We start from the raw sequence: 13595 nt of genomic DNA on the forward strand, positions 1-13595 counted from the left end.
CTAACGTCCTAACACATACTTAACAGAGTGTAAAATTGAAGAAAAACTAAGTTGTGTCCAGGATAATACGTGAATTCCTCTTCTACGTAAAAAATGTATTTGATATAGTGTTATAGCTATTTCACTAATAGTCCAAATTATAGCTATAGTAATTGCACCTCCATATGGCAATACTATATAGCTTAAGAAAATACTAAATATAGAAACTATTACTTGTATTTTAACAAAATATCTGTCCATACCCAAATTCAACATAATTTGGCCACCAATTAAAATCCCATAAAAAACAGCTACAAGTCCAAAAGATAAAATAATTAAAATCAAATATGACTGTAAAAACTCTATACCAAAAAGTATATATATTATAAAGTACCCTAGAGTTATTAAACCTGTAGCCATAATTAATACTATTAAATTAAATATTGGAATAATTTTTTTTACTGCTTCTAAGCCCTTCAACTCATTTTCTCCGAATTTTTTTGCTAAAACAGGAAAAATTACTTGATAAATTGGCATAGCAATAATATTTTTTGCAAGTTCTATAATTTTTTGTGCTGAGCCATAATAGCCGACTTCAGCTTTTGTTGTTAATGCTCCAAGGATCACTATACCAGTTGTAGTATAAAGATTTGTTACTATGCTAGATAAGAATAGAAACTTATCTTCTTTTAAATAAATAAATACATCTATAGGCTTTTCTATTCTGAATTTTATATCATATTTTATACATATATATATAAAACTAAAAATAGCAATTACTAAATTTGAAAAATTTAGTAATAATGCATACTCTAAAATATCATCTTTAGACTTTATTAAAAATACTATACCTACAGTTACTACTAGTTTAGTAATAAAATTAAAAATCGCTATTTCTTTAAAATTATTATGAGCTTGTAAGAACCACATATTTGTAAATACAGGTACTAAACATGAAATAAAAAATATAATTAGCAATAAAAAATTCTGTCTTAGATTCTGTATAAAATACAAGCTAAAACTAAAAAGAACAATACTAATTAACAATAAAAATATTCTTGCAGTTAATATTACATTAAAAACTTTTATAGGATTCAGTTTTTCCTTAGATATCCGTCTTACTCCTGTAAAATTAAAAGAATAATCTACTAATAATACAAAATACGCTGTAATAGCTGTTATATAAGTTATTAATCCAAGGTTCTCAGGACCAAATGCCCGAGCAAGAATTGGAATATTTATTAATGGTAAAAGATAGTTAGCAATTTGAACTACCAACATATAAGATAAATTTTTTAAATGACTATTCATTATTTTTGAAACTATTAGCTTGCTTATCCTTTTCAGTAAGCTTTAAATCGAAAGAGTCATCAATAGGCCAATCTATAGCAATGTTTGCATCATTCCACACAATAGATCGTTCACATGCTTTAGAATAGTAATTGGTTGTCTTGTATAAAAACTGAGTATTATCTTCTAATGCAACAAAACCGTGTGCAAAGCCAGCAGGTATCCAAAACTGCTTATGGTTTTCACCACTTAATTCTAACCCGACCCATTGCCCAAAAGTTTCTGAGTCTTTACGTATGTCTACGGCTACATCCCAAGCTCGTCCTTGCACTACACGCACTAATTTACCTTGGGCATGTGGATTTAATTGGTAATGTAACCCACGTAACACACCTTTTTGTGAGTATGAGTGGTTGTCTTGTACAAAATGAGGAACATCTAAATGACGCTCACGAAGTGCCTGTTCAAAATTTTGTTGGTTAAAACTTTCCATAAACCAACCACGGTCATCACCAAATACTCTAGGCTCTAAAATAAGTAAGCCTTCAATTTTTGTTTCAATAATGTTCATTGTATATATTCCATTATGCTTTCGCTTGGTGTTCTTGGTAAAGCTTAATCAAATACTGGCCATAACCTGTTTTTTTGAAAAATTCACCACGTGCTAAAAGTTGTTCAGGACTAATCCAACCATTGTTAAATGAAATTTCCTCTAAAGTTGCCACTTTTAAACCTTGGCGATGCTCAATTGTTTGCACAAACTGACTAGCTTCAAGCAAAGAATCGTGTGTACCTGTGTCTAACCATGCAAAACCACGACCTAACACTTCAACATTAAGTTTTTCTTGCTCTAAATATACGTTATTTACATCTGTAATTTCTAATTCACCACGGTGTGATGGTTTAATATTTTTAGCAATTTCAACCACGCTATTGTCATAAAAATAAAGACCCGTCACGGCATAATTAGATTTTGGTTGGGCTGGCTTTTCTTCAATACTTAAAGCTTGACCGTGTTGGTCAAAATCTACCACACCAAAACGTTCAGGATCATTCACATAATAGCCAAATACTGTTGCACCTTGCTCTTGTTGCGCAGCCCGTTTTAGTTGATCACTAAAGTGTTGGCCATAAAAGATGTTATCGCCTAATATCAGACATACGTTATCTTGAGCAATAAACTCTTCACCTAAAATAAAGGCTTGAGCAAGACCATCTGGAGATGGCTGTACTTTATACGACAGCTTAATACCAAGCTCTTCGCCTGTACCTAGCAGTTTTTCAAAGTTTGGAAGGTCTTCTGGCGTAGAAATAATTAAAATTTCACGAATACCTGCAAGCATCAATACCGATAATGGATAATAAATCATTGGTTTATCATAAATCGGTAAAAGCTGTTTTGATGTGCCCATCGTAATTGGATACAAACGTGTACCAGATCCACCTGCTAAAATAATGCCTTTACGCTGTTTTGTTGTTTGACTCATGATAATATTTCTCCGAGCGTATGTGCTACGCCTTGCTGCCATGTTGGCAAGTGTATTTTAAAATTGTGCGTTAATTTTTCTGTATTTAAGCGAGAGTTTAACGGACGTATTGCAGGTGTTGGGTAACTTTCAGTGTTTATAGCATTCACTTTTTTTAACATGTGTTGTTCACCCAATCTTTCTGCGGTTGCAAAAATAAATTGAGCATAATCAAACCAAGAGGTTTCACCCTGTGGTGCTAAGTGATAATGCCCAAGTAAAGATGTTTGTAGACTTGGGTTTAATACATAATAGCGTATAGCTTGAGCAGTAACATCTGCAATCAGTGCTGCGCTGGTGGGTGCTCCAATTTGATCTGCAATAATACCAAGCTCTTCTTTCATTGCCGCCAATTTAAGCATCGTTTTAATAAAATTATGCCCATGTGTACCATAAACCCAACTGGTGCGAAAATTTAAAAATGCCACATCTGTTTGTTCAAGCGCAATTTCACCGGCACGTTTGCTATGTCCATACACATTATTTGGAGCAGTTGCATCTGTTTCAGACCATGCTGTTGTGCCTTGGCCAGAAAACACATAATCTGTCGAATAATGTATCAAAAGTGCATTGTATTTTTTTGCTTGTACTGCCAAATGCTTTACGGCCAAATGGTTAATGAGGTCTGCTTGCTGTTGCTCTGTTTCAGCGCGATCTACTGCTGTATAAGCAGAAGCATTGACGACAATATTTGGCTGATACTGTGTAAAAACATCTGCTATATCGTTAAAATTCGCAATATCTCCACTCAGCCCCAGTGTAGGATGTATTTGACGATCTAAAGCCAATACATCGCCTAAAGGCTGTAAAGCACGTTGTAGCTCCCAGCCAACTTGTCCATTTTTACCTAACAGTAGTATTTTCATTGCCAATTATCTCAACGTTAGGTGGTGTACTGTTGTGTTAACCAATTTTTGTAGTCACCACTTTGTACATTTTCAATCCACTGTGTATTCTCTAAATACCACTGCACTGTTTTTCTTAAACCTGTTTCAAAGCTTTCTACAGGTGTCCAACCAAGATCTTTTTCAATTTTACTGGCATCGATTGCATAACGTAAGTCATGACCCGGACGATCTTTAACATACGTAATTAAGTCTTGGTATTGTTTGATTCCTGCTGGTTTATTTGGTGCTAACTCTTCTAATAACGTACAAATAGATTGTACAACATCTATATTTTTTTGTTCATTATGACCACCAATATTGTAGGTTTCCCCGATTTTGGCTTCTGTTACGACGTTGTACAATGCACGTGCATGGTCTTCTACATATAACCAGTCTCGTATTTGCTCACCATTGCCATATACAGGCAATGGTTTACCAGCTAAAGCATTTAAAATAATTAAAGGAATTAATTTTTCAGGAAAGTGATACGGACCATAGTTGTTTGAACAATTGGTTAAAACAACAGGTAACCCATATGTTCTATGCCACGCACGCACTAAATGATCTGAACTGGCCTTACTTGCAGAATATGGCGAACTTGGTGCATACGGTGTTGTTTCGGTAAATAGGTCATCTGTACCTTCTAAGTCACCATAAACTTCATCTGTAGAAATATGATGAAAACGAAAAGCTTTTTTTTGACTTGGCTCTAAATTGTTCCAATAAAAACGTGTGGCTTCTAAGAGTTGATAAGTACCGATAATATTGGTTTCAATAAAATCTTGTGAACCTGTAATTGAGCGGTCTACATGTGACTCTGCGGCCAAGTGCATCACTAAATCTGGCTGAAATGTTTTAAACAGTTGGTCTAATCCTGCACGGTCACAAATATCTGTGTGTGAAAATTGGTAACGCTCATTGGTCGCTACGCTCTCAAGTGACTCTAAATTACCTGCATAAGTGAGTTTATCTACATTTAAAACATGGTGTGCTGTGTTTTGAATAATATGGCGCACAACTGCTGACCCAATAAACCCTGCACCACCTGTAACTAAAATATTCATGTATAACACACCATTATATTGATTTAACTTTATTAAAAAACGAGTGGAAACTTCACACCCAAAGAAACACCATTATCAAAACTGCGGTACTCTGAGCGTCCTGCCCAACCATTAAGCTGTATTTCATAGCCTGGTTTAAATGTGTTAGTCCAACCTAACTCTAGTGCTTTCAAAGTATCTTTTTGATTAAATGCATAGTTAATCGCAAGGTCAGATTGATTGACCTTTGCATATAGTACTCTGGCTTTAAGACGATTCATTGGATCAAGCTGTATGTTGCCACCCATACTATACATTTGACCGTCCCCCCCCATGGCATGCCCAATAGGGTAACCATATTGGTAATAACCATCTGTATATTGATGATGACTATATGTATAACCCTCAACTTTACCACTCGTACGGGTATCGGCCCATTCTGCATATAGCTGGTAAGGTAGGCCATTGTAACTTGAAGAAAAGTCTATACCCGCCAAATACAAATTACGCGATGGCAATTTGCCAGACTCATCTTCCCCAATCATTTGCCCATATACAGCCAAAGGCATATTTAATAAAGGCTGTAAATTTAAACGAGCATCAAATCCTGCAAGTTGGTTCGAAGCATTTTCATTATTTACACAGCCTGCACTGTTACAGTCATTGTCGTTACCAATAATGGCATTCCAATATGCACTCGAATCACTAGGTTGCCCTTTACCACCAATTTGTATAGTACGAGATGCTCCAAGTTCTAAAAAACTAAACGGCTGTATGGTTAAGCGCATACCTAAAAGTTTGGCCTGTGGCACTGCTGTATAGTGCTGTAATTGACCTGCAAACAGTTGATATTGCCACGGGCCTAGCCAAGACAGCCATTTGGTTTCAAATGCTTGTTGCTCTGCACGTTGGGCTGAAAAACCCACCACTGGCCGTGTTGCATCACCACGAATTAAACTGCCATCTTGCCCAGGGCCCCACCACACTGGTACATCACCAAAACTTAGCCATTGGTTCCATAGTTTTGCTGCTGCATATGAGCCATTTAGGTTAAGTTTGCTATTAGTCTTAATACGTTGTTTATCTTCAATATTCGTTTGTAAATGTATGTCCCAATCTGCTGTACTGTGCTGCAATGTTAGTCCTGCTTCGTACTGAGCTTGCGTATTTGCAGTGTCTGCAAATGCAGAAGGTAAGCGGTTTTGGTCGCTCGCCACTTTAATCTGCGCAGTTGCAAGTGAGGCTGGTTTTAATTTTTGTGCAACAGCATCTAATACTTTTTGCTGTGCATTATTTTTCACTGTTGCTTGTGTTAAGGCACTCGTGACTGCATCTGCACTAATCGGCCAAGTCGAGGTACTTAACTGTATTACACCTTGTTGGTTTAACCAATTTAAGTCTGAGCGTAAATTACTGTCATTTAACAATAACGCTTGTGCAGATGCAAATGTAGTACTTAGCCCCAATGCAGACAGCAACAATATTTTTTTAAACAACATACTTTCCTCGACTTTATTTTATTTTGGGTTATTTTTTAGCTTTATAGTCATAGTTATAATTATAACCATAACTGTAGCCATAGCTGCCACCGCTTTGAATGTCGTTAAGCACCACACCGTGTATTGGGCTATTTGAGTTCGTAAAGCGGTTAATGGTTAGCTCGAGTTCTTTTTTACTGGTTTTGGCAAAACGTACCACCAATAAATTCACATCACTAAACTGCGAAACAATGGTTGCATCTGTTACCGCAAGCACAGGGGGTGTATCTATAATAATATGGTCATACTGTTCTTTGAGCTGTTCTAACATTTTTTCAAACAGCCCTGTATTGAGCAACTCTGAAGGATGTGATGGATTTTTACCACGCCCTAAGAAGTCAAGCTTTTCTAAATCTGTAGATTGAATCGCCGTATTCATGTGTGATTTTTCTAGCAGCACCTCTGCAAGTCCACTTTCATTTTCATCACTAAAATATTTATGAAGGTAACCACGGCGCATGTCGGCGTCTATGAGTAAAATACGGCTCCCACTTTGTGCCAAAATTGCAGCCAAATTGGCAGAAATAAAAGACTTCCCAACCGCTGGCGATGCACCAGAGATCATAATGACTTTATTTTCTGTTTTGGCCAAGGCAAAGTGAATTGCTGTACGTAAACTTCTTAAGCTTTCTATGGCAATATCATCGCTATCTTTAATAGCTAGTAAAGGAATATTCTTTTTCTTTTTTAATAGTTTATCTTTAATAATTTGCTGTGGTGAACGGGGTACTGTGGCATATACTGGCAAATCAAATTCAGTTTCTATTTCTGTACTGTCTTTAATACCTGTGCGTAGTAAATTACGTACTAGTGCAATCATCACTCCAAAAAACAAACCAACAATCACAGATAAAGCCAAAATAATCATACTGCGTGGTTTAATCGATTTAATAGGTTCAATCGCAGTGTCGATAATACGTACATTACCAATTTCACCTGCTTTAGCAACACTCATGGTTTGATACGTGTTTAGTAAGCTGGTATACAATTCATTTTTTACTTCCACTTCACGGTAGAGCTGTAAGTATTGGCGTTGTGTTTCTGGTAGTTTTTTCAAACTTCCATTCAATTCAGCAATTTTTTGATCTATGGCTGTAATTTGTGCATTAATTTGCAAAAGCATTGGGTGTTCAGATGTGTATTTGGCCTGAAGTTCTGCTTGCTTTTCCTTTAATACTATTTTTTGGGTTTCTAAATCTACACTTTGCTTTAAATACAGTTGTGCTTCTTGGTTTACATCAACTGTATTATTTTTTTCACGAAAACGGTTAAATACTTTCTCTGCTGTATCTAGGTCTTCTTTTAACACAGGCAGTTGTTTATTTAAAAATGCCAATGTTTGTGCTTTTTGTGCAGAACTACTTTCAATATTTTGTTGTTTATAATTAATTAATACTCGATTCAAAGCATGAGTAATCAGTTGTTTATCTGTGCCTTGATACGTCAAACCAATAATATTGGTTTGTTTGCCTTTTTCTTGCGCAGAGTAGTTGGCTAAAAAGTTATTGGTTGCAGTGGTGACTGCATTTTTAGTAATAATATATTCGTCATTCACACGGCTTGGTGCATCAATTTCAATAGACCAAGCATCATCACCATCACTTTTTTGCTGTACCGCTTTATTCAGTTGTCCTTTAAATACCACTTGTTCTGTTTTTTGATCTGTTAAAGTGTATGTATCTGTACTAAAGCTTAACAGTAACGGTTGGTCTAAAAAAGCCTGTGGTACATTCAACTTTTTAATGTCAAAACGAGCTTGGTCTTGGTAAACCCCTACCCCTTGGGCAGAATATTGAGTATTAAATTTAAGTGGATTAAAAATTTTAGTTAAAAGAGAATTATTTTTAGGCACTACCACAATATCTAAATTGAGTTGTTGTATGGTACTGCCTAGTACTAAACGTGACTTTAAAATTTCTACTTCGCCATCAGCTATTTGTGAACCACCAAGGCCACCTGCACTCATAATTCCAGACAGCTCTTTACCAAGTAATGCAGAAGATGCACCGCTTTTATCTTCAACCTGTACCATTGCATCTACAGAATAAACTTTTGGTGTCACACGTAAGTACAACACTGCACATACTAATGCAATGAAAATACAAACAATAATTGCTTTCCACTGTGCAATTAAAGAGAAAAATAGCTCTTTTAAATCTATGGTTTCTTCTGGCTTTTGTGGTGTATATGTATAGCTCATAGCGTCCGCATCAATTTGTTAAATTTTTATTCCAATCTGCAACACATGCTGTAATAAGGTCACATGCCTCATCAAAAACATATTGCTCTTTTTTAAATGGGTCAGCAATATTTTTATCTTGCCAATGCCCTAAACGGAAAGTTTTTCCTTTTGCCATGGGCCACGTTTGTTCAACATGTTTTTGCTGACGTTGGCTCATGACTAAAATTAAGTCTGCACCCAAAACAAGCTGTGTATTGAGTTGTCTTGCACGATGCGCAGATAAATCAAGTTCTAATCGTTTTGCGGTGTGTTGTGCTTTTTCATCTGCAGGGTAGTCGACTAACGCTGAAATCCCTGCAGACGACACATTTAAATGAGGACATTGTTTTTTCAGTAAATATTCCCCTATTGGGCTACGGCAAATATTACCAATACACACCACCAATACGTTTTTGATTTGCATGTTACTTCCCTAACTGATCAATCGTGTAAAGTGTGCTAGAGAATGGAATAATTTGGTTCACGATACGTTGCCAACGTGTTAGACCAGTTGCATCAACATAAACCACGTCATTGCGTTGCATAACAAACTGATTCGCGAGCCCGAAGTCCCCAATATTAGATAAATTCATTTGATAAATCGTAGTTTGTTTATCTTTCACATCACTACGAACCACATAAATTTTTCTTGCACTTGCAGATGTAGCGTCTACACCAAGACCTTCACCAAGTACATCAGATAAGGTCATTCCTTGGTCACGCATAGCCAAAGCTTGGTTTTTACCTGCCTCACCCATCAGGTAAATTTTGTTGTCTGTTTTAGAGTTAACATAAATGGTGTCATTTGGCTGTATAAGTAATTTATTGAGTGAATAACCCAATTTTTCTAATGCTACAGTATTTAAGTTATAGCTTTGGCCTTGGCGAACCAATACAACTGATGTGGTGTCGCCCGTTGTAGTTACACCACCTGCAAGCCCTAAGGCCGCATACACATTAACAGGTTGATCTGTTAAATAAAATTGCCCACCTTTTTGCACATTGCCTTGTACAGAATAGCGTTTTCCTTGATATGCAATAACACGCACCACCACGTCTGGACTTTTTAAGTAACGTGCAAAAAGTTGGCGTACTTCTTTATTAATTTGCGGGAGTGTTTTACCTTGGGCCAAGTAACGCCCCACAAGAGGAAGCTGAATATAACCCTCTTGGTCTATAGGGTAACCATATGCCTGTACACTTTGCTCATTAGTGGTCGATACTATAGGTGGCGAAATTTCTGGGTAATTCCAAAGCTGTATAGAAAGAACATCGCCAGAGGCTAATTTATAAATTTGTTGTTGTGTATTAAATAAAGCGGCGTAGTTAGTTACATTTTCACTTTTTATTGCGGGCATATTTGCAATAGTACTTTGATTTAATGGTACAACGTTAACCGTTGAACCTAAATCAGTTTTATATTCGCCTTGCGCAGGTAAATTGTATGTTTGTAACCCAGACACCAATGCACAGCTCGTGACATTTATGCTTAAAAAACCAACCAGAAGTATTTTAGAGTAATTCACTTTTATCACTTGAGTCTAGACACTGTAATATATGTTATTTGACTTATAATAATCTAATTTTCCCATATTCCAAGCACTCAGATGTAATTTCTTTATTTTTTATAAAAATCGAGGGTTTAAATACCAACATAAGTATAAAACAGACTAAAAAATTACAATATATCATTTAGTATAAAACTTTGATATTCAAATAGATTTAATTTTGCGACTATTTTCTACCCATCAGTTGCTTTGTTTTTTTATGTAACATATATAACACACTGCTCATCGTCAAACCGAGCAATGCACCTTTAAAAAAACTCACCAAGGCATCACCAATAGTATGGTAAGGGTCAATTTTCAAACGTGGCCAATTTAATGTATTTGCACCTTGCAACCACACTTCTATGAAACCCAATGCACACATCAACACAACAATAAGAGCGATTGCCACTATATGAATCGACATTCTATGTACGCGGTGTTGTTTTGCATAACTCCATACCATATAAGCAAGAATTGGTAATGGAATCGCTGAACTTAATAACTGTAAAAGCATATGTACAGAAATAAAGTGTCCCAATATATTTATTTTTTTTGAAAGCTCATCATAAAAAAGCAGTGTTCGTGCATCTGCATGGGTAAAACCATCCCACAATAAATGCGTTACCGTACCCAACATAATTGCAAGCACCATCATCAACATAAAAAATACTTTTTTACGCCATGTCGGTAATCTAATCGGATCATTCAATGCAAAAACACGATAAAGCATAGGTCGATAAAACACATACCATAATACTGTAAAAAATAACCCTACCCATAAATTTGGCTGAATAATAGCCGACCATTGATGACTGGCATTATTGTTATTTTGGACAAAAAATCGGATTAAATCGGGTGCCATACAACCTACAGCTAATGCAGCAATAGGTAGCTTATGTTTACTTAATCGAGCCAATGGCGGTGCAAGTACAGCATGAGAAATAGTAAATGGCAAAATAATGTCCCTATATAAGCAATGGTTTGTAGCATACTTGTATTCAATTCGCTTTTATTTTTAAGCTATTTTAAGTTTTGTACTCTAAGATCAATTCCTGTTGGCAAAATGTAACAAACGTACTTAGAGAGTAACTATGATTTACAGTGACTACAGCATACAAGATTTAGACTATACAACAACACGCGTTGCACATTATTCCAATGCCACAACTCCCATGACAAAAAATGCTTTTTCTATAGATGACTATATACAAAAACAACTGGCGAAAAAGAAAGCAAAAAATAGCTTATCAGATACATATAGCAATATTTACAAGCATTTAAATGATGTCATTATTAAACAAACAGATCAGATGAATCAGCTTTTTGATTTAACAAAATTTACTGACCGATTAAAACATATTTCGGCACGAGTCAGCTCAGCACGCTGTGCTCGTAGTATTCGTACTGCTCTTGAAAATGCAGGGGCACAAATTGGTGAACACCCTGTAGCTGCATCTGATTGGGGGCAAACCTTAGAAAAAATTGGTTATAAAAAAATTGATCCTGCTTTTGACCAACCTGTTGAGGGTGACATTTACATTATTCAACGCACACGGCGTCATACCTATGGTCACATAGCAGGCTACACAGGTACTCAATGGGTCTCTGACTATAAACAACCTTCATATGACGTATATCATGACCCTGAAGCAACGTATGCATATTATCGTGTAGGTTCATCTTGACATACTCCCACTACTAACCTAACGGTATAGTGGGGGAATCTTTGCGACCTGTACAAACCAATGTTTGCACCTTTCGACATTGCACTTGCACCGACAAGTATCGCAATGCAAAAACGTCTACACGCTAGTGCAACTGCAAAATTTCACCTCGTCTTTGACAATGCCATACATCGGGCAACATTTTCTTAAACCGTATCTTGATGTCCAACTTGATGATATGCCCGATTAAAATATACCAAGCCAGCTTTCGCACTATTTTGTTGAATAGCAACAACCGTACACATAAATACAGCGTGTGTACCAATTTCTTGAATCTGATCAATTTTACAATCAAAGCTCACTAGTGTTTCCGCTAAAACTGGAGCACCTGTCACTAATGTAGACCAATCACCGTGCTCAAACCGTTCTTTTGAGCTGAGTTTTGAAGCAAATACTTGAGAAATCTGTTGTTGATGTGCAGCCAATACATTAACCGTCAAAATTTTACTGTCTACAAAGTGTTCGTATGAGCGCGACGATGTATTCATACAGACCAATAGTGTACCCGGTGTATCTGTCACACTACACACAGCAGATGCTGTAAAACCATGATGGCCAGAGATCCCTGTGGTTGTAATCACGTTGACTGCACTTGTTAATAAAGACATTGCATTTCTAAAGTCGATAGCTTCAACCATAAGGTTCTTCCTTGCTTCACACTGTATTTCAATCATACGATAAGATGATTTAAAATATAAAAATCAATAAAAAAAGCAGACTACATATTTATTTTTAGCTGAAAAAATTACTGCTTTATTGACGTTAAAACAGTAATTTAATCCATTTAAGTTAAATCATTAAAGACCAAGAAGCTCTTTACGCACAATATCAGCACCTGCAGTTAATGCATTTAACTTACCTCGAGCAACAGAACGAGGTAAAGGAGCCATACCACAGTTGGTACATGGATAAAGTTTGTCTGCATCTACAAACTGTAGTGCTTTACGTAGTGTATTTGCGACTTCCTCTGGCGTTTCAATTTGATGATTAGCGACATCAATTGCACCAACCATGACTTTTTTACCACGAATCAGTTCAAGTAAATCCATAGGTACATGCGAGTTGTGACATTCTAGCGAAATAATATCAATACTAGATGTTTGCAATTTTGGAAAAGCCTCTTCATATTGACGCCATTCTGAACCTAATGTTTTTTTCCAATCTGTATTGGCTTGAATACCATAACCATAACAAATATGTACTGCTGTTTCACACTTTAAACCTTCAATGGCTCGTTCTAATGTGGCAATACCCCAGTCATTAACTTCATCAAAAAACACGTTAAAGGCAGGTTCATCAAATTGAATAATATCAACGCCTGCAGCCTCTAACTCTCTGGCTTCTTGGTTCAAAATTTTAGCAAATTCCCAAGCCAATTTTTCACGGCTTTTATAATGATTGTCATATAACGTGTCAATCATTGTCATTGGGCCAGGAAGTGCCCATTTAATCGGTTGGTCTGTTTGCTGGCGCAGAAATTTTGCATCTTCAACAAATACTGGTTTTTGGCGTGCGACTGCACCCACCACTGTTGGAACACTGGCATCATACCGATCTCGAATTTTAACTGTTTCACGTTTTTCGAAATCTACACCACTTAAATGCTCAATAAATGTGGTGACAAAATGCTGGCGTGACTGCTCACCATCACTCACAATATCAATACCAGCAAGTTGTTGTTCTTGCAGTGATACACGCAAAGCATCTTGCTTACCCTCAATCAGCTCTTGCCCATCTAACTTCCATGGTGACCAGAGCTTTTCAGGTTGTGCAAGCCAAGATGGTTTTGGTAAACTGCCTGCAGTTGAGGTTGGTAATAATTTTTTCATCATAAACT

General features: G+C 36.4%; 14 protein-coding genes. 2 read left to right on the plus strand and 12 right to left on the minus strand.

What is annotated here, in order from left to right; translation table 11 throughout:
• The 10 genes from I2F17_RS07340 to I2F17_RS07385 form a co-directional block, all read right to left on the minus strand.
• Positions 1-1290, minus strand: a complete 1290-nt coding sequence (locus tag I2F17_RS07340) for an oligosaccharide flippase family protein (RefSeq protein ID WP_211139465.1) — start codon at positions 1288-1290, stop codon at positions 1-3.
• Positions 1283-1840 carry a dTDP-4-dehydrorhamnose 3,5-epimerase gene (gene rfbC, locus I2F17_RS07345; protein ID WP_211139466.1) on the minus strand — a complete coding sequence of 186 codons (558 nt, stop codon included), beginning with the start codon at positions 1838-1840 and terminating at the stop codon, positions 1283-1285. The genes I2F17_RS07340 and rfbC overlap by 8 nt, the downstream gene beginning before the upstream one ends.
• 13 nt (positions 1841-1853) lie before the next feature.
• Positions 1854-2756, minus strand: coding sequence for a glucose-1-phosphate thymidylyltransferase RfbA (rfbA, locus tag I2F17_RS07350; RefSeq protein WP_211139467.1), 903 nt, complete (start codon positions 2754-2756; stop codon positions 1854-1856).
• Positions 2753-3661, minus strand: a complete 909-nt coding sequence (gene rfbD / locus I2F17_RS07355; protein WP_211139468.1) for a dTDP-4-dehydrorhamnose reductase — start codon at positions 3659-3661, stop codon at positions 2753-2755. Before rfbD ends, rfbA begins: the two co-directional genes overlap by 4 nt.
• Before the next feature lie 17 nt (positions 3662-3678).
• Positions 3679-4746, minus strand: a complete 1068-nt coding sequence (gene rfbB, locus I2F17_RS07360) for a dTDP-glucose 4,6-dehydratase (RefSeq protein WP_211139469.1) — start codon at positions 4744-4746, stop codon at positions 3679-3681.
• Between the two features lie 32 nt (positions 4747-4778).
• Positions 4779-6224 (minus strand): capsule assembly Wzi family protein, encoded by a 1446-nt coding sequence (locus I2F17_RS07365; protein ID WP_211139470.1) that lies wholly within the window; start codon positions 6222-6224, stop codon positions 4779-4781.
• Positions 6225-6252: 28 nt separating this feature from the next.
• Positions 6253-8463 carry a polysaccharide biosynthesis tyrosine autokinase gene (locus I2F17_RS07370; protein ID WP_211139471.1) on the minus strand — a complete coding sequence of 737 codons (2211 nt, stop codon included), beginning with the start codon at positions 8461-8463 and terminating at the stop codon, positions 6253-6255.
• Positions 8464-8473: 10 nt separating this feature from the next.
• Positions 8474-8908 (minus strand): low molecular weight protein-tyrosine-phosphatase, encoded by a 435-nt coding sequence (locus I2F17_RS07375; RefSeq protein ID WP_196422584.1) that lies wholly within the window; start codon positions 8906-8908, stop codon positions 8474-8476.
• A gap of 1 nt (position 8909) precedes the next feature.
• The gene (locus tag I2F17_RS07380) at positions 8910-10010 is read right to left on the minus strand and encodes a polysaccharide biosynthesis/export family protein (RefSeq protein ID WP_211139472.1); all 1101 of its coding nucleotides are present in this window, start codon (positions 10008-10010) and stop codon (positions 8910-8912) included.
• Between the two features lie 208 nt (positions 10011-10218).
• Positions 10219-10989: a DUF4184 family protein gene (locus I2F17_RS07385; RefSeq protein WP_211139473.1), complete on the minus strand. Its 771-nt coding sequence runs from the start codon at positions 10987-10989 to the stop codon at positions 10219-10221.
• 136 nt (positions 10990-11125) lie between these two features.
• On the opposite strand from I2F17_RS07385, the gene I2F17_RS07390 reads away from it, so the two are divergent.
• Positions 11126-11719: a hypothetical protein gene (locus I2F17_RS07390; protein WP_196422589.1), complete on the plus strand. Its 594-nt coding sequence runs from the start codon at positions 11126-11128 to the stop codon at positions 11717-11719.
• Positions 11720-11779: 60 nt separating this feature from the next.
• Positions 11780-11908: a hypothetical protein gene (locus tag I2F17_RS12670; protein WP_268920047.1), complete on the plus strand. Its 129-nt coding sequence runs from the start codon at positions 11780-11782 to the stop codon at positions 11906-11908.
• Here the strand turns inward: I2F17_RS12670 and I2F17_RS07395 are convergent.
• Together I2F17_RS07395 and I2F17_RS07400 are read right to left on the minus strand one after the other, a co-directional pair.
• Entirely contained in the window at positions 11905-12396 is a 492-nt protein-coding gene (locus I2F17_RS07395) for a flavin reductase family protein (protein ID WP_196422590.1), read from the minus strand. The two genes, I2F17_RS12670 and I2F17_RS07395, sit on opposite strands and share 4 nt — an antisense overlap.
• 159 nt (positions 12397-12555) lie before the next feature.
• Positions 12556-13587, minus strand: a complete 1032-nt coding sequence (locus I2F17_RS07400; protein WP_196422591.1) for a methionine synthase — start codon at positions 13585-13587, stop codon at positions 12556-12558.
• Between the last annotated feature and the right edge of the window lie 8 nt (positions 13588-13595).

The sequence above is a fragment of the Acinetobacter baretiae genome (assembly GCF_015627105.1).
In the GTDB taxonomy this organism is placed as follows: Bacteria; Pseudomonadota; Gammaproteobacteria; order Pseudomonadales; family Moraxellaceae; genus Acinetobacter; species Acinetobacter baretiae.

Excerpts from the sequence above, each read along its gene's own strand:
- I2F17_RS07340 (WP_211139465.1), bottom strand. The coding sequence starts at position 1,290 with ATGAATAGTCATTTAAAAAATTTATCTTATATGTTGGTAGTTCAAATT.
- rfbC (WP_211139466.1), bottom strand. The coding sequence starts at position 1,840 with ATGAACATTATTGAAACAAAAATTGAAGGCTTACTTATTTTAGAGCCT.
- rfbA (WP_211139467.1), bottom strand. The coding sequence starts at position 2,756 with ATGAGTCAAACAACAAAACAGCGTAAAGGCATTATTTTAGCAGGTGGA.
- rfbD (WP_211139468.1), bottom strand. The coding sequence starts at position 3,661 with ATGAAAATACTACTGTTAGGTAAAAATGGACAAGTTGGCTGGGAGCTA.
- rfbB (WP_211139469.1), bottom strand. The coding sequence starts at position 4,746 with ATGAATATTTTAGTTACAGGTGGTGCAGGGTTTATTGGGTCAGCAGTT.
- I2F17_RS07365 (WP_211139470.1), bottom strand. The coding sequence starts at position 6,224 with ATGTTGTTTAAAAAAATATTGTTGCTGTCTGCATTGGGGCTAAGTACT.
- I2F17_RS07370 (WP_211139471.1), bottom strand. The coding sequence starts at position 8,463 with ATGAGCTATACATATACACCACAAAAGCCAGAAGAAACCATAGATTTA.
- I2F17_RS07375 (WP_196422584.1), bottom strand. The coding sequence starts at position 8,908 with ATGCAAATCAAAAACGTATTGGTGGTGTGTATTGGTAATATTTGCCGT.
- I2F17_RS07390 (WP_196422589.1), top strand. The coding sequence starts at position 11,126 with ATGATTTACAGTGACTACAGCATACAAGATTTAGACTATACAACAACA.
- I2F17_RS12670 (WP_268920047.1), top strand. The coding sequence starts at position 11,780 with ATGTTTGCACCTTTCGACATTGCACTTGCACCGACAAGTATCGCAATG.
- I2F17_RS07395 (WP_196422590.1), bottom strand. The coding sequence starts at position 12,396 with ATGGTTGAAGCTATCGACTTTAGAAATGCAATGTCTTTATTAACAAGT.
- I2F17_RS07400 (WP_196422591.1), bottom strand. The coding sequence starts at position 13,587 with ATGAAAAAATTATTACCAACCTCAACTGCAGGCAGTTTACCAAAACCA.